This is a genomic window from Alcaligenes parafaecalis, from assembly GCF_026344135.1.
GTDB classification, from domain to species: Bacteria; Pseudomonadota; Gammaproteobacteria; order Burkholderiales; family Burkholderiaceae_B; genus Alcaligenes; species Alcaligenes parafaecalis.
The window spans coordinates 1,202,380-1,226,960 of record NZ_JAPKNA010000001.1; the positions used below are offsets into that span (position 1 = coordinate 1,202,380).

17 protein-coding genes are annotated in these 24,581 nt (G+C 56.6%); 6 read left to right on the forward strand and 11 right to left on the reverse strand.

Annotation, left to right across the window (positions count from 1 at the left end; all coding sequences use genetic code 11):
- Positions 1-16: 16 nt before the first annotated feature.
- Together parC and OSH09_RS05605 are read right to left on the reverse strand one after the other, a co-directional pair.
- Positions 17-2,326, reverse strand: coding sequence for a DNA topoisomerase IV subunit A (gene parC / locus OSH09_RS05600; protein ID WP_266120409.1), 2,310 nt, complete (start codon positions 2,324-2,326; stop codon positions 17-19).
- Positions 2,327-2,346: 20 nt separating this feature from the next.
- Positions 2,347-4,308, reverse strand: a complete 1,962-nt coding sequence (locus tag OSH09_RS05605) for a DNA topoisomerase IV subunit B (RefSeq protein ID WP_323178725.1) — start codon at positions 4,306-4,308, stop codon at positions 2,347-2,349.
- A gap of 234 nt (positions 4,309-4,542) precedes the next feature.
- Here OSH09_RS05605 and trxA point away from each other — a divergent pair, with 234 nt between their 5' ends.
- From trxA to gdhA, 3 genes are all read left to right on the forward strand, one after another.
- Complete coding sequence (gene trxA / locus OSH09_RS05610; RefSeq protein WP_207875157.1) at positions 4,543-4,869, forward strand: thioredoxin TrxA; 327 nt, start codon at positions 4,543-4,545, stop codon at positions 4,867-4,869.
- Between the two features lie 69 nt (positions 4,870-4,938).
- On the forward strand, positions 4,939-6,195 hold the full coding sequence (gene rho, locus OSH09_RS05615) for a transcription termination factor Rho (protein WP_009455931.1): 1,257 nt from the start codon (positions 4,939-4,941) through the stop codon (positions 6,193-6,195).
- A 141-nt stretch (positions 6,196-6,336) separates the two neighbouring features.
- Complete coding sequence (gene gdhA / locus OSH09_RS05620) at positions 6,337-7,677, forward strand: NADP-specific glutamate dehydrogenase (RefSeq protein ID WP_063690655.1); 1,341 nt, start codon at positions 6,337-6,339, stop codon at positions 7,675-7,677.
- Between the two features lie 78 nt (positions 7,678-7,755).
- Here the strand turns inward: gdhA and OSH09_RS05625 are convergent, their stop codons facing one another.
- From OSH09_RS05625 to OSH09_RS05655, 7 genes are all read right to left on the reverse strand, one after another.
- Positions 7,756-8,376: a flavin reductase family protein gene (locus OSH09_RS05625; RefSeq protein WP_266120410.1), complete on the reverse strand. Its 621-nt coding sequence runs from the start codon at positions 8,374-8,376 to the stop codon at positions 7,756-7,758.
- Positions 8,377-8,383: 7 nt separating this feature from the next.
- Positions 8,384-8,983 (reverse strand): aromatic-ring-hydroxylating dioxygenase subunit beta, encoded by a 600-nt coding sequence (locus OSH09_RS05630; protein WP_266120411.1) that lies wholly within the window; start codon positions 8,981-8,983, stop codon positions 8,384-8,386.
- Positions 8,980-10,293 carry an aromatic ring-hydroxylating dioxygenase subunit alpha gene (locus OSH09_RS05635; RefSeq protein ID WP_266120412.1) on the reverse strand — a complete coding sequence of 438 codons (1,314 nt, stop codon included), beginning with the start codon at positions 10,291-10,293 and terminating at the stop codon, positions 8,980-8,982. Before OSH09_RS05635 ends, OSH09_RS05630 begins: the two co-directional genes overlap by 4 nt.
- 32 nt (positions 10,294-10,325) lie before the next feature.
- On the reverse strand, positions 10,326-12,212 hold the full coding sequence (locus OSH09_RS05640) for a dipeptide ABC transporter ATP-binding protein (protein WP_266120413.1): 1,887 nt from the start codon (positions 12,210-12,212) through the stop codon (positions 10,326-10,328).
- A complete protein-coding gene (locus OSH09_RS05645) occupies positions 12,212-13,096 on the reverse strand; it encodes an ABC transporter permease (protein ID WP_266120414.1) in 885 nt (294 codons plus the stop codon). Before OSH09_RS05645 ends, OSH09_RS05640 begins: the two co-directional genes overlap by 1 nt.
- Positions 13,093-14,106: an ABC transporter permease gene (locus OSH09_RS05650; RefSeq protein ID WP_266120415.1), complete on the reverse strand. Its 1,014-nt coding sequence runs from the start codon at positions 14,104-14,106 to the stop codon at positions 13,093-13,095. The genes OSH09_RS05645 and OSH09_RS05650 overlap by 4 nt, the downstream gene beginning before the upstream one ends.
- An 82-nt stretch (positions 14,107-14,188) precedes the next feature.
- Positions 14,189-15,712: an ABC transporter substrate-binding protein gene (locus OSH09_RS05655; RefSeq protein WP_266120416.1), complete on the reverse strand. Its 1,524-nt coding sequence runs from the start codon at positions 15,710-15,712 to the stop codon at positions 14,189-14,191.
- A gap of 160 nt (positions 15,713-15,872) precedes the next feature.
- On the opposite strand from OSH09_RS05655, the gene OSH09_RS05660 reads away from it, so the two are divergent.
- On the forward strand, positions 15,873-16,382 hold the full coding sequence (locus OSH09_RS05660; RefSeq protein WP_243430288.1) for a 4-vinyl reductase: 510 nt from the start codon (positions 15,873-15,875) through the stop codon (positions 16,380-16,382).
- Complete coding sequence (locus OSH09_RS05665) at positions 16,375-17,055, forward strand: GntR family transcriptional regulator (RefSeq protein WP_266120417.1); 681 nt, start codon at positions 16,375-16,377, stop codon at positions 17,053-17,055. Before OSH09_RS05660 ends, OSH09_RS05665 begins: the two co-directional genes overlap by 8 nt.
- Positions 17,056-17,110: 55 nt before the next feature.
- On the opposite strand, the gene bla is transcribed toward OSH09_RS05665, so the two are convergent.
- Together bla and OSH09_RS05675 are read right to left on the reverse strand one after the other, a co-directional pair.
- A complete protein-coding gene (bla, locus tag OSH09_RS05670) occupies positions 17,111-17,986 on the reverse strand; it encodes a class A beta-lactamase (protein ID WP_266120418.1) in 876 nt (291 codons plus the stop codon).
- Positions 17,987-18,104: 118 nt separating this feature from the next.
- Positions 18,105-21,710, reverse strand: coding sequence for a YhdP family protein (locus tag OSH09_RS05675; protein ID WP_266120419.1), 3,606 nt, complete (start codon positions 21,708-21,710; stop codon positions 18,105-18,107).
- A gap of 100 nt (positions 21,711-21,810) precedes the next feature.
- Here OSH09_RS05675 and glnE point away from each other — a divergent pair, with 100 nt between their 5' ends.
- The gene (gene glnE / locus OSH09_RS05680) at positions 21,811-24,567 is read left to right on the forward strand and encodes a bifunctional [glutamate--ammonia ligase]-adenylyl-L-tyrosine phosphorylase/[glutamate--ammonia-ligase] adenylyltransferase (protein ID WP_266120420.1); all 2,757 of its coding nucleotides are present in this window, start codon (positions 21,811-21,813) and stop codon (positions 24,565-24,567) included.
- The last annotated feature ends 14 nt before the right edge of the window (positions 24,568-24,581 follow it).

The following is a 24,581-nucleotide window of genomic DNA, read 5'->3' on the forward strand; positions in this document are numbered from 1 at the left end:
CGGCGACAATACAAATTCAGGACTCTTCAGGCCGATGCAAAACTGGGTCGTTCAATTTGAGCGACAGGGTCTTGCCCTTGCCTGCCCGCTTGCCCAGATAATTGGCCAGCATGTCCAGATCCATCACGATGGTGGACGGACGCTTGCGGTTTACTCCGCTAACCGCCAGACCAGTTTCACCAAAAGCCACCCACTGACTCAGCGTATCGCCTTCATTGAGCTTGATCAGCACGGTGCCACGTCCACCTTTGGACAGCACTTTCAGTTCCTTGATGTCCACCACCAGGAAACGTCCCTGCTCGCTGAGCAGGCCCACGTACTGGTCGTCTGGGCGTAAAGCCAGGGGTTTAAGCAGCTTTTTGCCATCTTCAATAGTGACAAACTGCTTGCCTGCTTTCTGGCGCGTATTCATGTCGCCTTGGGAGGCCACAAAACCGTAGCCATCGCAGGCCGCCAGCAAGTAGTTCTGCTCCAGAGGCGCGGCCAGAATATGTTCGATAGGCGCGCTGGAGCTGACTTCAATCATGGAGGTAATGGGCTGACCATCTCCACGCGCTGAAGGCAAGCTGGAAACCGGCACAGTATAGACCCGGCCATCGGTACCGATGGCGACCAGATCAGTGGTACTACGGCACTCCAGCGAATCGCACAGATCATCACCCGTTTTGAAGCTGAATTGCGAGGCGTCGTGACCGTGGCCCTGACGCGAACGCAGCCAGCCTTTGCGCGACACAATCACGGTAACTGGCTCGTCGACCACTTTGGTTTCCAGCACGGCGCGCTCGGCCGCTTCAATCAAGGTGCGACGCTCATCACCGTAGGTTTTAACGTCTGCTTCGATTTCACGAATCATCAGACGTTTCAAGGCCTTGGGATCATCCAGCAGCTTTTGCAAGGACTCCTGCTCTTCCAGACGCTCTTGCAGCTCTTTCTCGATCTTGAAGCCTTCCAGACGCGCCAACTGACGCAAGCGCATTTCCAGAATATCGTCGGCCTGACGTTCGCTTAACTCAAAGCGCTCCATCAAGGCTGCACGCGGTTCGTCAGATTCGCGAATGGTTTGGATGACTTCATCCACATTCAGGTACACCACCATGCGCCCTTGCAGCACATGGATACGATCAGTGACTTTGTCCAGACGATAGCGGGTACGGCGCTCCATCGTATGACGGCGGAATTCCAGCCAGCTTTGCAGAACCTGACGCAAGGAGCGCTGGCCGGGACGGCCGTCAGTATCAATACACACCAGGTTGATGGAGACGTTGCGCTCCAGACTGGTCTGCGCCAACAGGGTGGTCACAAACTCGTCCCGATCAATAGCGCGGGATTTGGGTTCAAAGACCAGACGCACGGCGGCCTGCTTGCCCGACTCGTCACGCACGGCATCGAGCATATTCAGCATCAAGGCTTTAGTCTGCTGTTGCTCGGTGCTCAGGGATTTTTTGCCCGCTTTGACCTTGGGATTGGTGCGTTCCTCAATCTCCTCCAGAATCTGCTGGGAGGAGCTGCCGGGCGGCAATTCAGTCACGACCAATTGCCATTGACCACGCGCCATTTCCTCGAATACCCAACGGGCACGAGCTTTGATGGAACCTCGGCCTTGCGCGTAAACCGCTGCAATGTCAGCCGAAGAGGAAATGATTTGGCCACCACCGGCAAAGTCCGGGCCAGGAACGATCTCGTGTATTTCCTGATCGCTCAAATTCGGATTGCGCAGCAGGCTCACGCAAGCCTGGGCAACTTCGCGCAGGTTGTGGGAAGGAATCTCGGTTGCCATCCCCACCGCAATCCCCGATGCGCCGTTAAGCAGCATGATGGGCAAGCGAGCAGGCAAGGTCACTGGCTCTTTCTGGCTGCCATCGTAGTTGGGGATAAAGTCCACCGTGCCTTCGTCCAGCTCGTCCAGCAGCAAACGCGAGAACGGAGTCAGGCGCGCTTCCGTGTAACGCATGGCGGCGGCATTGTCGCCATCGCGCGAACCGAAGTTACCCTGCCCATCGACCAGCGGGTAACGCAGCACAAAATTCTGTGCCATACGCACCATGGCGTCATAGGCAGCCTGGTCACCGTGCGGGTGGTACTTACCCAGCACATCCCCCACCACACGGGCCGATTTCACTGGCTTGGCAGTTGGGCCCAGGCCCATCGCGTCCATCGCGTAAAGAATGCGGCGCTGCACCGGCTTTTGGCCATCCGTCAGGTCCGGCAAGGCACGCCCGCGCACGACCGAAACGGCGTAATCCAGATACGCTTGTTCGGCGTACGTCGCCAGCGTGATGCTATCGTCCGATCCGGCCGGTTCAAAATCCAATTGATTGCTATCCATAAATAACTCTTAAGTCGGGCTCAGACGTCCAGATCGGCCAAATTGCCTTTTTCTTCCAACCAGGCACGGCGGGCCGAGGCCTCGCCCTTGCCCATCAGCATGGTGAACATGGTTTGCGTACCGCTAAGCCCATCCTCACCCCAATGCACAGGCAATAAACGGCGGGTATCGGGGTTCATGGTGGTATCCCACAACTGTTCCGCGCTCATTTCACCCAGACCTTTAAAGCGGCTGATGCTCCAGGACTCGTTGCGGATACCTTCATTGCGCAGCTTTTCCAAAGTGGCATCCAGCTCGCCCTGATCCAGGCAATAGATTTTGCGAGCCGGGCGTTTGCCAGCGGCAGGCACATCTACGCGGAACAAGGGGGGGCGCGCTACATACACGTGGCCCGTCTCGATCAGTTTGGGGAAATGACGGAAGAACAAGGTCAGCAAGAGCACCTGAATGTGCGAGCCGTCCACGTCCGCATCCGACAAGATACAGATGCGGCCATAGCGCAAACCGGACAGGTCAGGTTCGGACTGGGCATCGTGCGGATCTACGCCGATCGCCACGGAAATATCGTGAATTTCCTGGTTGGCAAACAAGCGATCACGATCCACTTCCCAGGCATTCAAGACCTTGCCGCGCAGGGGCAAAATGGCCTGAAACTCCTTGTCGCGCCCCATTTTGGCCGAGCCGCCTGCCGAGTCACCCTCGACCAGAAACAGTTCGGAGTTTTCCAGATCGTGGGATTCGCAGTCCGTGAGCTTGCCGGGCAAGACCGCCACGCCCGAGCTTTTGCGTTTTTCCACTTTCTGGGCCGAACGCGTGCGGGCCTGAGCCTGACGCACGGCCACTTCAGCCAACTTGCGACCTTGATCCACATTGGCGTGCAGATGCAGTTCCAGCGCATTGCGCACATAACCACTCACCAGACGTACCGCATCACGGCTATTGAGCTTTTCCTTGATTTGCCCTTGGAATTGCGGGTCCAGAACCTTGGCCGACAGCACAAAGCTGGCACGCGCAAATACGTCCTCGGCCTGCAGCTTGACGCCCTTGGGAATCAGGCTATGCAGCTCGGCAAAGCTGCGCACGGCTTGATACAGGCCATCACGCAAACCCGATTCGTGTGTGCCACCGGCACTGGTGGGAATCAGGTTGACGTAGGACTCGCGCACAATCTGCGAATCCAGCGTCCAGGCCACCACCCAATGGGCCCCCTCGCCGGGGGAGAAATTATCATCATCTTGCGGGGCGTATTGGCGGCCTTCAAACAAGGGCACCAGCAACTCCACGCCTTCCATCTCTTCCTGAAGGTAGCCACGCAAACCGTCCTGATAGCACCATTGCTGGCGCTGGCCGGTTTTTTGCTGCACCAGCTCCACGGTCACCCCTTCCAGCAAGACGGCCTTGCTATGCAGGATATGAGTCAGTTGAGCCAGAGGAATCTGAGCAGAGTCGAAATACTTGGGATCGGGCCAGACCCGAACACGGGTGCCCGTTTTACGCTTGGCCACCGTCCCCGTTTGGGCCAGAGGCTGCTCCAGCTCGCCATCGGCAAAGACGATTTCATTGGCTTGCCCATCACGCCAGACCAGCACTTCCAGGCGACGCGACAAGGCATTGGTCACCGAAACCCCCACCCCGTGCAAACCGCCGGAGAAGGCATAGGCCCCGCCATTGAGCTTGTCGAACTTGCCCCCGGCATGCAGCCGTGTGAAAACCAGTTCCACCACAGGCGCATTCTCTTCGGGGTGCAGGCCGACAGGAATACCGCGCCCATCATCCTCGACCTGGATACCGCCGTCCTCCAGCAAGGTAACCGTCAAGGTACGGGCAAAACCAGCCAGGGCTTCATCGGCCGCGTTATCGATGACCTCCTGCACAATATGCAGGGGATTATCCGTGCGGGTATACATGGCCGGGCGCTGACGGACCGGTTCCAGCCCTTTGAGCACCCGTATAGAAGATTCGTCGTAACGTGTAGTAGACAACTTGATTCCCGGTAGATCGTACAGAAAAACGCTATTTTACGAGTGGTTAGGCGCCAGTGGGGAAACGCTTTATTGGCGCGCGTTGCGCAGTGAATGCACATTATCAACCAGACGCAATGGTATCCTGTCAAAAATTGGCAACAAGACCGTCGCAATTGGCCGTAGAATACATTGTGCTCAGGTCACGCCACACGTATAGTTTTTCGTTATCTTTTAATTTTTTTGCATCTTGCCATGAGCGACTCCATCATTCACGTTACAGACGCCTCCTTTGAGAGCGACGTCCTCAATGCCGAACTTCCTGTTCTGGTCGATTACTGGGCTGCATGGTGCGGCCCCTGTAAAATGATTGCACCTTTGCTCGACGAGGCTGCCGAACTGTACAAAGGTCGTGTTATCATCGCTAAGCTCAACGTCGATGAAAATCCCGACACCCCTGCTAAATTCGGTGTTCGCGGTATTCCAACGCTCATGCTGTTTAAAGACGGCCAAGTCGCCCAGACTAAAGTCGGCGCACTGGCCAAGTCCCAACTTAGCGCGTTTCTCGACAGCTCCCTGTAATCTCTGATTAACCGCACGCAGGCCCTTCGCTGGCCTGCGGTCTGCTGCTGAAAGCCCTTCCCCACACCCATGCACCTGAACGAATTAAAAGCTCTGCACGTCTCGCAGCTGCTAGAAATGGCTGCCACTCTGGAAATCGACAACGCGAACCGCTTGCGCAAGCAAGAGCTGATGTTCGCCATCATGAAAAAGCACGCCAAAAAAGGCGAGCAGATTTTCGGCGACGGGGTGCTTGAAGTCCTGCCTGATGGTTTTGGCTTTCTGCGTTCGCCAGAAACCTCTTACCTGGCCAGCACAGACGATATTTACATCTCGCCTTCGCAGATTCGTCGTTTCAATCTGCACACGGGTGACTCCATTGAAGGCGAAGTGCGCACCCCTAAAGACGGCGAGCGCTACTTTGCCTTGGTCAAGGTGGACAAGGTCAACGGCATGCAGCCCGAGGCCATCAAACATCGCATCATGTTTGAGAACCTGACCCCGCTGCATCCCGATCAGCCCATGCGCCTGGAGCGCGACATCAAAAGCGAAGAGAACATCACAGGTCGTATCCTGGATATCTTCTCGCCCATCGGTAAAGGCCAGCGCGCCCTGATCGTGGCCAGCCCAAAATCCGGTAAAACCGTGATGATGCAGCATATGGCTCACGCCATCACGACCAATTACCCCGAGGCCATCATGATCGTCCTGCTGGTGGACGAGCGCCCCGAGGAAGTGACCGAAATGCAGCGCACCGTGCGCGGCGAAGTGGTGGCCTCCACCTTTGATGAACCCGCTACGCGTCACGTGCAAGTGGCCGAGATGGTCATCGAAAAGGCCAAACGCCTGGTTGAATTGAAAAAAGACGTGGTGATCCTGCTGGACTCCATTACCCGTCTGGCTCGTGCCTACAACACCGTGGTCCCTGCTTCGGGCAAGGTTTTGACCGGTGGTGTGGACGCCAACGCCCTGCAGCGCCCCAAACGCTTTTTTGGCGCTGCCCGTAATCTGGAAGAAGGTGGCTCCTTGACCATCATCGGTACTGCCCTGATCGAAACCGGCAGCCGCATGGACGAAGTCATCTATGAAGAATTTAAAGGTACCGGCAACTCCGAAATCCATCTGGAGCGCCGTCTGGCCGAGAAACGAATTTACCCTGCCATCAACCTGAATAAATCAGGTACCCGTCGTGAAGAGTTGCTGATCAAACCCGATCTTCTACAAAAGGTCTGGGTTCTGCGCAAGTTCATCCATGGGATGGATGAAATTGAAGCCATGGAGTTTATCCTGGACAAAATCCGGGCTACCAAGACCAACTCCGAATTCTTCGACATGATGAAGAAGTAAATCGAACATCCCGCGCAAGCCTCTCTATACGAGAGGCTTGCTTGCGATGGGCGTATGATCGGGTGCATTCCCGTGCATCCATTCTTTCAATCTGCTGAGTTCTACTCGAAATCTCAGTATTGCAAACAGAGTTCGCTTGCAATGAAATCTATCTCTCTAGAACAGTTCCTAGCCAGAGTGCAGTCCCGCGACCCTAACCAGCCTGAATTCATGCAGGCCGTACGGGAAGTCATGACCAGCTTGTGGCCCTTCATCGAGAAAAACCCCCAGTACGCCGATCATGGTCTGCTCGAACGTCTGGTCGAACCCGAACGCGCTATCCAGTTTCGTATCTCCTGGGTAGATGATCGTGGCCAGGTTCAGGTTAATCGCGGTTTCCGTATTCAGCACAGCAATGCCATCGGTCCTTTCAAAGGCGGCATGCGCTTTCACCCTTCGGTGAACCTGTCCATTCTGAAGTTCCTGGCTTTTGAACAAACATTCAAAAACGCCCTGACCACTCTGCCTATGGGCGGCGGTAAAGGCGGCTCGGACTTTGATCCCAAGGGCAAGTCCGATGGCGAAGTGATGCGTTTTTGCCAGGCCCTGATTGTTGAGCTTTACCGCCATCTGGGTCCAGACACAGACGTACCTGCCGGTGATATCGGCGTGGGCGCACGTGAAGTTGGCTTTATGGCTGGCATGATGAAAAAACTCTCCAATAGCGCAGCCAGTGTCTTCACCGGTAAAGATTTGTGCTTTGGCGGCAGTTTGATTCGTCCTGAGGCCACGGGATATGGCACCGTATATTTCGCACAAGAAATGTTGGCTCGCAAAGGCTTGTCCTTTGACGGCATGACAGTGTCGGTTTCCGGCTCGGGCAATGTGGCTCAATACGCCATTGAAAAATGCCTGGATCTGGGCGCGAAAGTGGTTACCGTTTCCGACTCGCAAGGTTGCGTGGTGGACATGGACGGCTTTACCCGCGAAAAACTGGCTTCCCTGATGCACGTTAAAAATGTGCAACGTGGTCGTCTGGTGGATTACGCCAAAGAACACGGCTTGCTCTTTCAAGAAGGCAAACGTCCTTGGCATGTCCCTGTGGACATCGCTCTGCCTTGCGCAACCCAGAATGAGCTGGATGGCAAAGATGCTGAAGTCCTGATCAAGAACGGTGTGCGTTGCGTTGCCGAAGGCGCCAATATGCCCAGCACGCTGGACGCGGTCGATGCCTTTATCCACGCCAAAATCTTGTATGCCCCTGGCAAAGCCAGCAATGCGGGCGGTGTTGCCGTATCCGGTCTGGAAATGAGCCAAAACGCCCAGCGTTTAAGCTGGACACGTGAACAAGTTGACGCCAAGCTGCACTCCATCATGCGTGACATCCACGAAAATTGTGTGAACTATGGTCAAGAAAGCGACTTCATCCACTACGTTAACGGCGCCAATATTGCCGGCTTTGTCAAAGTCGCCAATGCCATGCGTCATCAAGGTGTTTATTAAGTTTTGCGCCTTGCTCAGTAGTAAAAAAAACCGCCCACAAGGCGGTTTTTTTGTTGGTCCACTACGCGGAGCACAGACTCAAGGCAGAAGAATATCCCCACGCTGTGCATAATACGGCCCGGCCCACCGCGCCAAAGGCCGATACACCTCCAGATCTACTTTCCCCTTCTCGTCCATCAAGGACGAATCAACGTGAAAAGCCAGCACTTCCAGAATATGTAGCTGGTTCACGCCACGCCCCAAATCCACTACCTGATCCAGCTTGCACTCCATCTGCACGGCGGCCCCATCCAGGCGAGGCACGCGCACATACTGGCTGGGCACCAGACTCATGCCCAACTCCTGTACCTCGCTCTGGCCAGGCGGCAAAGCAGCCGCACTGCCGTGAACTGCAGCCAGATCAGACTGACGGCATAGCTGCACCACACATTCATTGCTGGCCTGCAAATTACGGGCAGTATCCTTCAAGCTGCCGTCATCATTACGGTTGATATTGATCGCCAGCATGGGCGGGCTGTGTGCCACGTAGTTAAAGGAGCTGAACGGTGCCAGATTCACACTGCCCGACTCCTCCAAAGTACATACCCAGGCAATGGGGCGCGGCACGATCAGGGACGTCAGCAGGCGGTAAGCCATGTTGTCGTCCATGCCTTCACAAGACATGCGGCGATAGCTGGGTGATGTGTCAGTCGTGTGCATAGCTGGCCTAAATGAAGAGCTGAATGGTAGGCAAATAGCCATCCACGCTCAACAAGTCCACCCGCTTTTCCACGATCTCCCAAGCCTGATCGACGGCGCGCAAACGGTAAGAAGCAGTAGCGGGCAGAACCTCGGTTTTTTGCTTCTGATACTCCGAATAAATCAGATTGGTGCGCACGGTATAGCAGCCGTCCTCGTCAGGATGTTCGGACTGAACGCGCGGGGTTTGAATCACGCGCAGACCACGCACGCCGGGTTGCAAGGAAAAGGCACGATGGTGCGACAGACGGTCAATACGCAAGCGCATCAACATGCGATTTTCCAAGGCAATGCACATGCGCCCTTCGGGGCTTTCCTGCCCGGATTCACCAGGAATCCAGTACAGGCCGTCTTGTGCAAACAACTCGTACCATTCATCAAAGCGACCCTGGTCCAGCAAGGCGTTCTCTTGCCATACAAAGTTCTGCAGGCTTTGTTGCAGACCCTCCGTTTGGCCCAGACGCTGGCCTTGCCCCTGGCTTTGCTGCTGATTCAACTGCTGCTGACCTTGCAATGCATCCTGTCCTTGGCCCCTCTGCTGGCCCTGCTCTTGCATCATCCCCATCATTCCTGCTCCTGCTGCGTCATGCCTTGCTTCCAGGCACGGTATTGATTGCGTATGACCCATTCATTATTAGCATCATCAAACGTGCCCTTGCCCTGCTCGCCTTCCTGCGCATCGTATTGACGCAGCAGGTTCACCCACGGATTGCCCTGGGCTTTCAGGCTGGCTTGCTGACTCTCGAACAAATGCACATCGTCATGCGCGACGACGCTCATGGGGGAATAGACCAAGCGACTGTAGGTCAGGCCGCGATCCAGCATTTCACGCGGTGCCCCTTTGGGCTGAAACACCCACACTTCCAGCAAAGTCCGGTCTACTGCCAGAGGCCGCAACACACGAATAATCTGTGGCGAACCCTTGGCCGCCATGCTGGGGTAGAACACCACGTTTTGTGGATTGAAACCCAGCACCCGAGCCGCTTTTTCCTCGCCCCAGGCTTCATTCATCATGGCTTCGTAGCCCGGAATTCCGGAGTAGTCGGTATGAATGCTGAACTTGGTGCCCAGAATGCTGTGCCCGTTCGGGTAGGTTTCCACGCCCATGCGTGAATAGAAGTCATAGCCCGAACCGAAGGGCAGCAATTGCTCCAGCGCAGTGGGGTCTTCTTCCTTGAACACTTCACCCACTTTGGCTGCCGAGCTGGAGGCCGACTCATGCGTGGAGATGGGATGCACGGTGTCGTTGATGTTCTCCATGTACATCTTCCAGTTGCAGTTGATGACGGTACGAATCGAACCGCCTGCCACCTGCAACTCCCCTTCCGGAGAGCGATCCGCCATATTATCCAAGGCCTGCAGCACATCACCGAAGTACTCTTGCAGGCTGAAGCCTTCTTTGCTGAGGCGGGCAAACACAAAGCCGCGATAACTTTCTACCGCCCCCGGTGTGGACAGGCCGCCCGCAGCAGGACATTGTGAAAACTCCGTGTTTTCGTAGGCATTTTTCAGCGGCACAGCCAGCAGCGAGCCATCCAGCTTGTAGGTCCAGGCGTGATACGGGCAACGCAGCATCTTGCCCACATTGCCACTGGACTCACTGACCAATCGGGCCCCTTTATGAGCGCAACGGTTCATCACCACTCGCACCGAGCCATCGCTATGGCGCAGCATGATGACAGGGCTTTGCGCCAAGGTCACCGATACATAATCGCCCGTCTTGGGCACCTGACTTTCATGGCCCACGTAGAGCCAGGCACGGCTGAACAGCCGCTCCATTTCCAGTTGAAAGACATCCTCGTCCAGATAGGCATCCCGATGGACCTGGTGGTCCTGGGTCAGGCCCGACAAGGCGGCCTCGTTATTGGCATAACTCATAGTGCTTCCTGTAAATACGAGTAGAACGGGATTCAGACCGCCATAGCGGGTACTAAAGCGGGCGCGACATCGCCCACGATTTGGGAAGGACAGTCCAGGGGAGCAGGCCAGATCTGGCTGGAATCATCCGGCGGCACGCTGCCCAGCAAAAGACGGGTATAGGGATGCTGCGGCTTGGCAAACACCTTGGCGGTATTGCCTTGCTCCACAACTTCACCGTTTTTCATCACCAGCACTCGTGTGCACAGATAGCGAATCACGGACAAGTCATGGGAGATGAACACCACCGCGACGCCCAATTCCTTATTCAGTCGCAGCAAGAGATTCAGGATCAGTGCTTGCACGGATACATCCAGGCCCGAAACAATTTCATCGGCGACCAGCAGACGCGGTTGCACGCACAAGGCGCGGGCAATGTTCACACGCTGCTTTTGCCCACCGGACAGCTCCGAAGGGAAACGCAAACCGGCATCCTGGGCAATGCCCACCTGTGCCATCAATTCGTCGGCTTTCTGACGACGCTGCTCGGGCGTCATCCCCGGCTGCAACTCCAGCACCTGCGTGACCAACTGCTGCACACTGCGGCGTGGATTCAAGGCCGAATCCGGGTCCTGAAAGACCATCTGAATCGTCTGCGACAAGGACTCGCCCTGCCCTTTGGCAAACTGCTCGCGGGACTGGCCTTGCACCAACACTTGTCCACCGCTAGGCTGCAACAAACCCACCATCAAACGGGCGACGGTGCTCTTGCCACTCCCGCTTTCCCCTACCACACCAACCATCTCGCCGGGGCGCACGCTCAGGGATAGGGGTCGCAAGGCAATCATCAGGCTGCGACGACCATTACGCGTCACACGGTAGCTGCGCTCCACATTCTGAAACTCCACCAAGGGAGCCAAGTCTTCAGACGGCCCTTGCGGCAAAACATGCAGCGCAGCCTGGGCTGCGGCGTCGCGCGTCAGACAGGGGCCTGCACAGCTCACCCAATGACCGGGCTTAACCGCTTCCAACTCTGGGACGCGCTGCTCACAAAGCGCATTACGAGTCGGGCAACGGCGCGCAAAGCGACAGCCAGGCAGATCCCGCATATCTTTCAGGCCGGGCATGATGTCGGCCAAGGATGGCAACGCGTATAAAGGGCCATTCAATGCCGGCGTGGCATTTTTCAGCGCCCAGGAATACGGATGCAAAGGCGTATCCAGCACGTCTGCAGCGGGACCTTGTTCGACCACATCTCCGGCATACAGCACGGCAACCTCATCACAAACGTGGGCCGCCATGCGCAAATCGTGGGTAATCAGAATCACGGCCGTTTGATGGCGCTGCTGCACATCTCGCAAAATACGGATGATTTGCGCTTGAGTAATCACATCCAAGGCGGTTGTAGGCTCGTCGGCCACAATCAGCTCCGGGTCGCCGGAAAAGGCCATGGCAATCAAGATACGCTGGCACTGCCCACCCGAAAGTTCATGCGCATATCGGCCCAGCATGGAGGGAGGATCGGGCAAACCCACCTCTTCCAAACGCTCCAGACAGTATTGCTCGCGCGATGCGCGGGGAATACCCAGTCGAGCCAAATGCTCAAACATCTGCTGGCGTATGGTCAGCACGGGGTTCAGGGAGGACAAGGGCTCCTGCGGCACAAAAGCCACTTTTCGGCCCAGCAGGCGACGCATTTGCGCGCCCGTTACCACCGAACCCTGAAAACAGACTTGCCCCGAAGACAAGCGAAGATTGCTAGGCAACATGCCTGAGATCACCCGCCCTATCATGCTCTTGCCCGCGCCGGACTCCCCGACCAGGCCCAAGGTGCGGCCTGCTTGTACTGCAAACGAGACCTTGCGCAGCAGCTCTACCGATTGCCCTTGCACCGGCACTGAGACACTGACTTGCTTGAATTCAATAACTGGCACGCTCATCAGTGCGCTCCTCGTTGCTTGAGCCGAGGATCCAGCGTGGTGCGCAAACCATCACTCAGCAAATTGAAACCCAGCACTGCAAACACAATGCCAATGACTGGAGCCATCAAGCCCCAACCCGCCTGGTAAATCTGGTCGCGGCCATCGGCCAGCATCACACCCCAGGCCACTACGTCCGAAGGCACAGACAAGCCCACAAAACTGAGGATCGCTTCAACCACAATAGCTACCCCCATTTGCAGGCTGAACAAGGTGACGATCAGTGGAGCCACGCTAGGGAGCACTTCGCGCAGCATGATGCGCAGGTGGGAAAAGCCCAGCAGATGCGCGGCATAGACATAGTCACGCTGACGCGCCACCAGAACTTCGGCCCGAACCACACGATAAAAACGGGTCCAATCCACCAGCACCACAGCCAGAATCACGTTGAACAGACCCGTGCCCAGTCCCACCATCAACATCATGGAAAAGACCACAGGCGGAAACGCCATCCACAGCACCACCAGGGAGCTGACACCTCGATCAAACCAGCCACCGATATAGCCAGCCAAAATAGCCAGCACCGTGCCCAGCACCATCGTGCCTGCCGCGGCGGTTACTGCCACCTGAAAGGCCACACGACTGCCATAAATCAGGCGCGACAAAATACATCGCCCCAGGCCATCCGTTCCCAAGGGATACTGCGCCAGACCGCCGTCCTGCCAGGCAGGTGGCAAGAGCGTTGCCAGCAAGTCCTGGGCGTTGGGATCATTCGGAGCCAGCAAGGGGGCAAACAAGGCCACCAGGGCAAAGATCAGTACCAAGGTGCCACCGACCAGCACCTTGGGATGGGCCAGCACAGGCCACAGCCGCGCTTGCCAAAAAGAATGTGGATGCGCGCTCATGCGGACCTCAGACGTGGATTCATAACGCTGTACAAGCCATCGACACAGAAGTTGACGGCCAGCACCATCAAACAGAACACCAGGGCCACGCCCTGAATCAGGGGAAGGTCATGGTTCTTGATGGCTTGCACCATCAGATTGCCGATACCGGGGAAGGAGAAAATGACTTCGATCAGCAAGGTGCCGCCAAACAAAAAGCCAAACTGCACGCCGATCAGGGTCAAGGTGGGCAGGGCCGCGTTTTTCAGCATGTGCACCAGCAGCACGCGCCATTCCGGCACACCGCGCAGACGAGCGACATTCACGTACTGGCTATTGGCCGTTTCAATCAGGCTGGAGCGCAAGACGCGAATCACAATGGGACTGAAAGCCAGCGCCAGGGCCAATGCAGGCAAGATCAAATGCGAGAAGGCATCCCACCAGGCCAGCCATTGACCGCGTATCAGCAGATCAAACAGCAAAAAGCCCGTGCCACCCTCTACGGCTGGCGTGCCTTCCATCCGCCCCATAAAGGGCAGGACCGGGAACAGCACACCAAACACCACGATCAAAATGATGCCCCACAGAAAGGACGGCACGGACAGCAGCAGCACCAGTACAAAGTCGGCCACAAATTCGATCTTTTTCTTGTCCAGCAAGTACAGAACAATGCCGCCGGGAATAGAGATCAACAAAGCCATCAGCAAGCTGACACAGGCCAGCTCGAGCGTGGGGGGCAAGGCCTGGGCCAGCAAACCTGTCACCGGCTGATGGAAGAAGATGGAGTTGCCCAGATTGCCGCGAAATACACCGCTCAACCAAACCTGGTACTGATGCAAGGCCGAGCCATCCATGCCCAGCTCAACACGCAGCGCCTGTGCATCGGCTTCGGTGGCCGAAGGAGGCAACATCATGCCCAGCGAATCAGCCGGAATGACGCGCAGCATGAAGAACACGATCATGGACAGCAGGAACGCCGTCACCAGCACGAAGACGAGCTTGCGCGCCATCAGGAAGCAAACGTTTTTCATGAAGAGAACCGCAGGAAAAAATACGCCGGGAGGAACCCGGTAGACCACCCCGCAGCATCACGCTGCGGGGCGCATGAAAGGCTTACTGCCAGGAATATTCCTGTGGCAGGATGTAGCCCGTCTGATAAGTGTTGAGCTTCAAGCCCTTCTTGTAGGCAATGGTGGAGATGGACTGCAGCACTGGCAGGCTCCAGGCCTGTTCCGCGGCTTCACGGTTCAGCGCCTGGTAACCGGCTACTCGCTTGTCCTCGTCCATCTGACGATTCAGCTCATCCAGCGTGCCCGCCAGACGCTCTTCTTTCCAGGTGGAGAAACGCAGGCGTGGGTCCAGAATGCGGCCCGTGAAAATCTCTGGATCGCCGGTTGCATTGGCCCAGCTATACAGCATGGCGCCCGTCAATTTGGACGAATGGCTCAACTCCAGATACTTGGCCACGGTAATTTCTTCGACCGTGGTCTGCACACCGATCTGGCTCCACATCTGCGCCACCGCACGGGCGACGTCATAGTCCGAAGGGAAGGTGTTATTGGTGGAGTACAAGGTGATGGTCAGCGGTTTTTCCGTGCTGTAACCCGCCTTGGCCAACTCCTCTACAGCCGCTTTCTTGTCGAAAGGAATGTTCAGATCAGGCACATCACCAGGCGAGCCTTTGGTAGCCAACACCGACAAGGGCTGAGCCACATTTTTATAGAAGGCACGGGACAGACCCGCCTTGTCGATCGCCATATTCATGGCACGACGCACATGCACGTCTTTGAAACTTTCTACATAGCTGGGCATTTGCAGAATGTAGATTTCGCTATAGGGATAGACCTTGGCTTCCAGCTTGGGATTCTTTTCCAGGCGGCTGATCTCACGCACAGGAATCTGCACAGAGACATCCGCCCGGCCTGACTCGACAGCAGCCACCCGTGCAGACGAATCCGGCACAATCTCGAACACCACTTGCTTCAAATCTGGCGCACCTTGCCAGTAGTCCTCGAAAGCTTCCAGGGTAATGCGGGAACCACGCTGATAATCACTCAGCTTGTACGGGCCCGCGCCTATAGGACGCTTCAGGAATTCCTCTTCCCCCACCTTCTCGAAATAGGCTTTGGGCAAGATATAGGCGGACAAGAAAGCCAGACCTTTCGGTGCTGTGGGTGTAGGCGAACTGAAATGAATGATGGCCTCCAGAGGGCCGGTAATTTCTACCGACTTCAGGGTAGGTAACATGCCATTCAATGCCAATGTTTTCTTGTTGATCGCACGATCAAAAGTGAACTTCAGATCCTCGGCTGTCATGTCACTGCCGTCATGGAATTTCACCTTGTCGCGCAGCTTGACCTTCAAAGCCTGACCAGTCTCATCCGCCCATTCCCAGGACTCGATCAGGCGGGGTGCCACCTTCAGATCGTCACCCACAAACAGGGGGGAATCAAACACCGCTTTGTAAATCGACTGGCCGGCCGGGAAAGTCACCGAAGTGGGGTCCCAGGACGGGATATCCACCGGGAAAGCAATCTTCAGCTCGTTCCCGGCTGCCAGGCTGGCCGTCCCACAGCCCATCATCAAGGCCGCCCCCAAGGCCAACCCCATCACGCTTTTTCGCAACGCTTTCACCATGTGTCCCCTTTTGTTATGCACATCATCCCAGCGGGAGTCCGCCTTGCTAAAAAGTATATAGTTTATTCTTAAATTAAATGGATAATGGTTTTCCCTATAATTTATTTTCTTTAATATCAACATATTATCTAAAAACAAAACAATATACTTTTTATTAAAAATGACTGAATTTAAAGATAGATTGCACTGGGATACGGCTCAGGGCCAGATTCTGGATGCAGATCGGCGTTACCTGATGATGCGTGCCGATGTGCTGATGGGGCTCTTTCGCCGCCTAGATGAACCCGCCCGAACACAGGCGCTGGATGCCTTGGGGCAGGCCGTGATGGAACAAGGGGGCTTGTCGGCCAAGGCCTATTGGGAAGCCATCAATCACGAGCCGCAGGCCTTGCTGGACAGCATTGCGGATATTTCGGCACAGCTAGGTTGGGGGAACTGGGATATTCAAACGGCCGCCAGCGCAGGTTTGCAGGTCAGTGTGAAAAACAGTCCCTTTGCCTGGGGGTTTGGGCCCCATGATCAGCCCCTGTGCCGACCTATCGTTGGTATGCTTACAGCCGTCGGCAAACTGATCTACGATCAGCACGTCCAGGTGCAGGAAACTCACTGCTGCGCACAGGGCCAACATGCTGACTGCCTGTTCACCGTCTTACCCAAAATCAATGAATAAAAACCAGCCTGCCGCCCCCAAACTGAACATACGCCAGCAGGTCTACAAGCACTTGCGCAGCCGCATGCGCAGTGGCGACATCAACTATGACAGCCGTCTGGTCGACCATGAAATTGCGGCTGAATTGCAAGTCTCGCGCATGCCAGTGCGCGAAGCCCTGCTGCAACTGACCAACGAAGGATTGCTGGAAGGCACCTCACGCGGCTTCATGCTGCGGCGCTTCACGCCTGCCGATATTGCGCAGATCTTTGAAATACGGATGTTGCTGGAGCCGGAAGCGGCGGCGGCGGCTTGCCTGCAAGCAGGTCTGGAAGGCCTGGCCTTGATGAACAAGGCCGCCACGGCAGCCGAAAAAGCACATGAAGCCGCAGACCCCATGCAATACATGATTGCCAACGATGCCTTTCGGGAAAGCTGGATCATGCTGTGCCCCAACCCGCATTTAAGCACCATGATCATGCGCCTGAGCGACCACGTGGAAGCGGTGCGTCTGGCGACCTTGCGCGATACGCGTTACCGGGAGCTGTCCATGCAGGCCACTCGCGGCATCCTGCAGTCCTTTCTGGATAAAGACCCGGAACAGGCCCGCGAGCATGTGCGCGGCAATCTGCGCCATGCGTCCATGAGCTATTACGCGACGCTGGACGAAATGCTGGAGCGCCAGACTGGCTAAGTGCCTGATTGCATAAGGCTGCGCACGGGGCTGCTGATGCTCAGCACAAGGGACGTCAAGGCTGCGCTTTCTGCTCCACCGACGCTGCAATGGCCTTGCCAATCCTGGCGATAGCCGCATTGCGCTCTTCCATCGATGCCTTGGTTTCCGTGATGTAAACGGCCGTCACCAAGGGTGCACGTTCTGGCGGCCACATCACTGCGACTACTCCGCGTGTGCCATGCCCCCCTGCCCCTGTTCGGTCTGCGACAAGCCAGCTTTCAGGCACACCGGCCCGCAATAAAGGCCCACCCACTTCGTTATGGCGCAGCCAGTCAATCAGCCGATCACGGGAAGGAGATTCAAGCCCCTCTCCCAGAACCAGCTTCTGCAAGGTTTGCACCATGGCCTTGGGAGTAGTCGTGTCACGAGGGTCGCCCGGCGTGGCTTCATTCAAGTCCGGCTCATTGCGATCCAGGCGAGTCACCGTATCGCCCTGCGTGCGCAGAAAAGAGGTGATGGCCTCTGGCCCACCCAACATTTCCAAGACCCCGTTAGCGGCCGTATTGTCGCTGTTACGCATCGTGATCGCACATAATTGAGCCGCCGATACATACTGACCAATCATGTTTTCCGTGGTGGGCGCATACGACTGTATAGCCTCCTCCTTGACCAGCCAGGCGGTCTTCATCGCCCCCTGTCCTCTGGCCAGCAACGCGGCACAAATCAGGGCTTTGCTGGTACTGGCCATAGGGAAACGCTCATCAGCACGGTACTGCCAAAGCTGCGCATCTGCGGTATCCAGGACAGCCACGCCGACACGAGCCTGCAGCAACTGTTCAGCCTCTTGAGCGGCCTGAACGACAGGATGGGTTTCAGTCCCAAACACATTGAAAGACAGGCCTGCTGCAATCAGCAGCGCCCCGAGTCGTGCCAGTTTATTTGTACTCATCGGCCTATCCTTTACACATCAGTTAACACACAGAAAAAACCTTGCTGCCGGACCGGCCTTTAACTTGAATCTGGCCCCATCAAGTCATGCCACCCAACTTGATGGACTACGGCGAACCTTAAGGTTCAATCCGCGGCGGCGGCTCTCTTTTCTCAGCGCTGACAACTGGGGCATCCAGCTCTTTCAATTGGGGATCATCAATTTTGCCGGTCACCGCGTAAGTCACTGACAAATGGCTGCTCATCGGAATTTGCATCAGCCACTGCGTCAGCAAAGCCCCTACCCCCACGACGGGGTTAACCGTGAAATACGCGGCAATCGCCGCACCACTCATATCCAGATTGGGGTTCACCACCGCCACCAGATCCAGCGTCTCGTCCTTGATGTCAATCCAGCCCTTCAGCTTGATTGCCCCCGCCGGGCCTTTGATCTGATAGTTATCCAACTCCAGCTTGCCCTGTGCCAGGTTCATGCGCCCAGTCAGGCTATCAAAAGCAAAGCCTGTTTTGACGGCTCCGAACAAATCCAGATCCAGTCGGCTTAAACGTGAAATGGACTGCAAACTCAAGAGCTCCAGCAACTTGGCCGAACGCGAGTTCAAACTGATAAAGCGCCCTTTTTTCAAATCCACATTGAACTGCCCGCTGATCTTGCGCTTGTCGAATGTCCAGGGGAAGTCGCTCCAGAACAAGGCAGCTTGTACTGTGCCGTCACCGTCTTTGATTGACTCAGTCAGCAAACCACTGACATCAACAAACTTCCCCAGATCCGCAACATAACTATTGGCAATCAACTCCAGGCCACGCTGTGGTCCACGCAATGCCAAGGAGCCCTGTCCTTGCAATTGCATACCGTCCGCACTCAGGGCAAAGTTCTCCAGCTTCCACTGCTGTCCCTTTCCGTCAGGCTTGCCCTTGGCTTCCAGCTTGCCAAAGCGCATGCCCTGAATCTGCAAGTCATCAACCTTGAGCGAGATCGCAGGCAAGAGCAGATCGTCGTCCATAGGCAAGTCGGCATCGGGCCAGGCCCAATCCGGGCGACGGCTATCAATATGCAAACGGGAAAAATTGGCACTGAACAAGCCGGTAAAACGTCCGTCCTGATGCTGCGCCTGCACATTCCCTTCTGCTTGCCGGGCTTTCAGACTCATGTACAACTTGCCTGCGGCATCTTCGGTACTTTCCAGTTCCAACTGATCAAGCCACTGCCCTCTGAAAAACGCTTGATCTGTTTTCAGGCGTACCCGTTCCAACAGGGGCAGCAAAGGACGGGCCGAGGAAGCCAGGGCACTGCCATCCAAATTCTGGCCAAACTCCTGCACGACCTGCTCCCACGCATCCAGATCTATCCGGTTGTAGCGACTGTGCAATTCCAGACCACGCTTGGGCCAGTTCACCAGACCGGGGGTTCCTATGCTTCCGCTCTGGAAATAACTGCCTTGGCGGGAGCCTTGCAGGTGCAGCAGATTCAGCAAAAAAGTCTGCCTGTCTTCCAGACTGATCTGCAAACGATCTAGCTTGGCGGCGGAGTCGCTACGCCAATCCGCCTTCAATTTAGCCGCCCGCTCCGCAGGCTTATGAAAAGGCTCGGGCAAGTTCAAGGCCAGCCCGCTCAGATCAGATTCCACACCAAAAGAAAAAGAGCTCTTGGCATCCAACATCATCAATGCGCTGTACGGTGTCTGGCCTTGCAAACGCTGCAGGCCTTTCAATTCCAGGTACTGCTCCAGACCTTGTGCGGTCAGCACGCCATTCAAACGCAAGCCGGGCTTGCCCGGCTCCAGCACACCGCTAATTTGGGTATCACCGCCCAGTAGCTTGCCTGACAAAGTCTGCGCGCTAATGCCTTTTTCGTTAAAGGCCAGCTCCCCCTTCAAGGCTGTCAAAGACGGCGCCTGAGGCATGTATTGAAACTCGCCATTGTCTATCTGGATCTGGCCCTGGACTTGTGTGTTGTCTGCATTATCCAAGGGAATCTGCAGCTTGAGAGGAACCGTCCAGTCCCCTTTGACCCGGCTCTCTGACAGCAAGCCATCCAGGAGCGAATCCAGGGGGGATTGATGCACCAAAGCCAGATAGCTGGTGGCCGGGGCTTGAGACAAGCCTTCCAGCTTCAAGAAGCTTTCTTTTTCCAAAGAGGTGATGTGTGTCTGGATATCCCGCAGGGCAATATCCTGATGCTTGGCAATTGGCATGCGCGCCTGCTGAGCCAGGATATCCAGATTGTCGTTGTGCATGCGTATGCTGCCCTGCACGCCTTCCAGACGCGGCCAGGCCAAGCGCTTGGGACGTGCAGGCTGGTAATCCACAATCCCGTTATCCAAGGCCCCCGCCACTTCAAAACTGCCATCTTCCGGACTCAAGCCATAGGGAAAGGTATCCAGACCGCCCTGCACACGAATCGTGCCATCACGTACCGCCCCTTGCACCAATCCAGTCTGCATCCATTCGCGGGCCAGCGGATTAACGGTTAAAGGCAGGTAATTCACCAAAGCGCCCAAATTCAGGTATTTGAATTGGCCCTGCCAATCCGCCACCCCGGCTTCAAAATGAGCATCTTCACGCCAGCTTCCACTGATCTGTGCATCCAGATCGGGATTACGCACACCCAGACTCATCTTGCTGATGCTCAGTCTGGCCTGCTCATCACGATGAAGGGTGCCTTGAGCAGCAAGCTGGTCCACGGCCAGATACTGGGCGAACACATCCGGTACACGCAGGCCAAAGCTATTCATAGCCAGCGCCCACTGCAGATCGCCACTTTGCTTGCCTTGAGCCAGCGCCTGCACGTCGTTCAGCCCGCCAGCCAGCTCAACAGCGGCCTGTTCCAGTTGCAGCCGATCTTCGCTTTCAGTCAGCACGGCCACATCGCGCAGTTGTGCGGCTAACTGCATCTGTATGGGCTGAACCGATTGGGTCTGACTGGCCTGGGCGCGCAGATCAAGCCAGCCCTTGTCCAGAACGGCAGGTACATCCAGCCAAGGGCGCAGCGCGGGAGTATCTACTCCTTTGGCCTGCACTGTCATCTCCCAAGGCAGGTCCATCACATCCACATTCTCTGGCAGACGACGCTTGCCTTGCACCCGCAAGGCAAGGTCCAGGGACTCTCCCAGATTCGCGGGCAAGGCCGTGGCCAGATTCACCTCGTGCCAGCCCTGTCTATACCCGATCTGCAACTGAATGGAAGGCAGGCCCAACACCGGCGCACCGCGCAAGTCGTCCTGCCACTGCAAGGATGTGCCCTGAATACGAATGCCCCGCTGTTCCAGCAGCCAACGAACCGGCCCTTGCCAAGCCTGAGGCTCAGTGTCCGTGCTGTCATCCTCCAGATCCAGCACTTGCCCCATCACCAGAATCTGGCCTTGAGGATCGCGCCGCACAGGAATCGTCAAACCTTGCACATCCAGTTGACGCAATTGCAGCGAGCCGCTGAACAGCGACTTCCAACTGATATCGGCTTCCAATTGAGGCAGTTGCAGCATGGGCTCCTGGCCCGGCTCAGCCAGGGACAGACCCGTCACCGCAATATGGGGATTCCAGCCTTGCCAGTCGCCTTTTAATTCTTGAATCTGGACGTTCAGACCGGTTTGCTCACTGATTTTCTGCACCAGAAAAGGACGCAGATTATCCAGTTGGGGCACGAGCAGGTAACGTAGCCCGACCAGGCTTAGCATCAGCGCAAAATAGAGCAGCAGCGCCAGTCGCACAAGCCCTCGAACTACCATGCAATCAATTCCCGAGTATAGTTAGATGCGGTCATTTCCGGCATTGTCAGACAAGTAATGGCACTTGCCGTTCCCCCTTCTCCGAAAAGCCTCTTATCGTATGAGCCCGTCCATTATATTGAAGCCCGTGATGCAATGGTCCGGCCCCTTGCGTCGAAAAGTAAACGCTCAGCCACAATTTGGAACGTGGCTGGAAGAGCAAGCCCAGCACGCGGTCACCCCCACCCTCATTACGCAATGGTATCGGACTTTACTGCCCGAGCCCGATAATGATCGTCTGGCACAAGTGCGCCAGGCCTTGCGCCAACTGCGTGAACGGGTCTTTCTGGTGCTGATGATCCGCGATATCAATGGCCTGGCGCCCCTGGAAGAAGTCATGCAGGCCATGAGTAGCCTGGCTGATCTGGCCGTCGCTCAAGCCTACGAAACCGTGGCCCGGCAACTGGCGGAAATCCACGGCATCCCAAAAAATTCGGAAACCGGCCTACCCCAGGAGATGATTATTTTGGGTATGGGCAAGCTGGGTGGGGGCGAATTAAACGTCTCCTCGGATATTGATCTGATCATGCTCTACGACGAGGACGGTGAAACTGACGGTCGCCGCCCCCTGAGCTATCACGAGTTTTACGGCAAAGTTACCCAGCGCATGATGCCCGTGCTGTCCGATACCGACGCCTTCGGCCAGGTGTTTCGCACCGACTTGCGCCTGCGCCCGGACGGAGATTCCGGGCCGCTGGCCTGGAGCATGCAGGCGCTGGAAAACTACCTGGTCAATCAAGGCCGGGAATGGGAGCGCTATGCCTGGATCAAGGCCCGCCCTATCAAGGCCCAGGCTTTTGAAGGCAGCAGCAGTGCAGGCGATGTGCATCACTTCGAGGCCCTGCGTACCCCATTTGTATACCGCAAGTATTTTGATTTTGATGCCTTGTCGGCCCTGCGTGGCCTGCGCGAGCGCATCCGCCAGGATTGGACCCGCCGCGCCCTGAACCGCAATGGCGTGGAGACCTGGCACAACATCAAGCTGGGCGACGGTGGAATTCGGGAAATTGAATTCGTGGTCCAACTGAATCAGTTGATTCGGGGTGGGCGACAGCCTTCCTTGCAAACCCCCAGCCTGCACAAAGCCCTGAAAGGCCAATGTGCCGCTGGTTTGCTGGATCAGGAGGTCTGCGACAAGCTGTTGGCCGCCTATACCTTCTTGCGACGCGTCGAACACCGTTTGCAGTACCGCGAGGACGAGCAAACCCATTTGCTACCTCAGGACGAGGAGCAGCGCACCGAGCTGGCCTCCACCTTGGGGCTGAGTCTGGCCGATTTCGACGAACAACTAGGCCAGCACAGAAAGTTTGTGTCGCACACCTTCCGCAATGCCTTCCGCCTGGCGGGTATGGGCGAAGAAGCTAGTGCCGAGCCGCCTGCGGCCACAGCTCCCACCCCCGAAGTCAACAGCGCCGAGCAGGATCAGGCTTTGCAGGAACGCATCGAACAATTGCGTCAGGCCCTGCTGAACAGCCATCGCCTGCGCAGCCTGCCTAATGCCAGCCTGGATCGCGTCCAGCGCTTGATCCCCTTGGCCGAAGATTACGCCTACCGCTCCGAAAACCCGGAAATGACAGCGACCCGGCTCTTCAATCTGATCGAGCTGATTGCCCAACGCAGCGCCTATCTGGCCTTGCTGGCCGAATACCCCGATACCCTGGCCCGCGTCGCCCGTATTGTCTCGGCCAGCCCGTGGGCCGCGCAGTATCTGGCTCAATACCCGCTCCTGCTGGACAGCCTGATCGAATGGCATTCCCTGATGGAGATTCCGGACTTCGCCGCTCTGTCCGAACAAATGTGCCGGGATCTGGACGCCTGCCGTCTGCCCGATGGGCAGGCCGATGTCGAACAGCAAATGAACATGATGCGCGACTGGCAGCATCAGATCACCTTCCAATTGCTGGCTCAGGATCTGGAAGGCGTGCTAACGGTTGAGGCCCTGGCCGACCAGCTCTCGGCCCTGGCCGATATGATGCTGGCCGAAACGCTGGAGCGCACCTGGCCACTGACGCGCCCCCGCAGCCTGGGCCCCGAACACGACACCCCGCCGCGCTTTGCCGTCATTGCCTACGGCAAGCTGGGCGGCAAGGAAATTGGCTACGCCTCGGACCTGGATCTGGTGTTTCTGTACGACGATCCCAGCCAGGACAATGTGGAGCGCTACATCAAACTGGCTCGCCGCATGACCAGTTGGCTGTCCGCCATGACCTCCTCCGGCCGCCTCTACGATATTGACCTGCGTTTGCGCCCGGATGGCGATGCGGGTTTGCTGGCTGTCAGCGTCGATGCCTTCGAGCAGTATCAAACCCGCAGCGCCTGGTCTTGGGAGCACCAAGCCATTACCCGCGCCCGTTTTGTAACCGGGGATGCCCAGATCAAAGAGCGTTTCGATGAAATCCGCCGCTCCATCCTGTTGATGGAACGTGATCGCCGCAAACTGCGTGCCGATATTCTGGACATGCGCGACAAGATCAGTGCCGGACACCCCAATCGCAGCGAACTGTTTGACTTGAAACACGACCGAGGCGGCATGGTGGATGTGGAGTTCATCACCCAATATCTGGTGCTGTGCCATAGCCGAGAGCATCCCAAACTGCTGGAAAATCTGGGCAATATCGCCCTGCTGGGCATTGCCGCCCAGGCAGGACTGATCGAAGTCGACCATGCCCAGGAAGTGGCAGACGCCTATCGCGCCTTGCGCCGTCGTCAGCATGCATTGCGTCTGGAAGGGGCAGAAAAAGCCCGTGTGCCGCAAACCGAGCTGACCCAGGAGCGGCAGGCCGTAACCCGGCTGTGGGATGAGGTCCTGGGGTACTAAGGCAACAGATTGAT

Bases quoted from the DNA above. Each gene is read 5' to 3' on its own strand.
- OSH09_RS05655 (WP_266120416.1), bottom strand. From the start codon at position 15,712: ATGGTGAAAGCGTTGCGAAAAAGCGTGATGGGGTTGGCCTTGGGGGCG.
- OSH09_RS05665 (WP_266120417.1), top strand. From the start codon at position 16,375: ATGAATAAAAACCAGCCTGCCGCCCCCAAACTGAACATACGCCAGCAG.
- OSH09_RS05640 (WP_266120413.1), bottom strand. From the start codon at position 12,212: ATGAGCGTGCCAGTTATTGAATTCAAGCAAGTCAGTGTCTCAGTGCCG.
- bla (WP_266120418.1), bottom strand. From the start codon at position 17,986: ATGAGTACAAATAAACTGGCACGACTCGGGGCGCTGCTGATTGCAGCA.
- OSH09_RS05650 (WP_266120415.1), bottom strand. From the start codon at position 14,106: ATGAAAAACGTTTGCTTCCTGATGGCGCGCAAGCTCGTCTTCGTGCTG.
- rho (WP_009455931.1), top strand. From the start codon at position 4,939: ATGCACCTGAACGAATTAAAAGCTCTGCACGTCTCGCAGCTGCTAGAA.
- OSH09_RS05625 (WP_266120410.1), bottom strand. From the start codon at position 8,376: ATGCACACGACTGACACATCACCCAGCTATCGCCGCATGTCTTGTGAA.
- OSH09_RS05675 (WP_266120419.1), bottom strand. From the start codon at position 21,710: ATGGTAGTTCGAGGGCTTGTGCGACTGGCGCTGCTGCTCTATTTTGCG.
- trxA (WP_207875157.1), top strand. From the start codon at position 4,543: ATGAGCGACTCCATCATTCACGTTACAGACGCCTCCTTTGAGAGCGAC.
- glnE (WP_266120420.1), top strand. From the start codon at position 21,811: ATGAGCCCGTCCATTATATTGAAGCCCGTGATGCAATGGTCCGGCCCC.
- gdhA (WP_063690655.1), top strand. From the start codon at position 6,337: ATGAAATCTATCTCTCTAGAACAGTTCCTAGCCAGAGTGCAGTCCCGC.
- OSH09_RS05630 (WP_266120411.1), bottom strand. From the start codon at position 8,983: ATGATGGGGATGATGCAAGAGCAGGGCCAGCAGAGGGGCCAAGGACAG.
- OSH09_RS05660 (WP_243430288.1), top strand. From the start codon at position 15,873: ATGACTGAATTTAAAGATAGATTGCACTGGGATACGGCTCAGGGCCAG.
- parC (WP_266120409.1), bottom strand. From the start codon at position 2,326: ATGGATAGCAATCAATTGGATTTTGAACCGGCCGGATCGGACGATAGC.
- OSH09_RS05635 (WP_266120412.1), bottom strand. From the start codon at position 10,293: ATGAGTTATGCCAATAACGAGGCCGCCTTGTCGGGCCTGACCCAGGAC.
- OSH09_RS05645 (WP_266120414.1), bottom strand. From the start codon at position 13,096: ATGAGCGCGCATCCACATTCTTTTTGGCAAGCGCGGCTGTGGCCTGTG.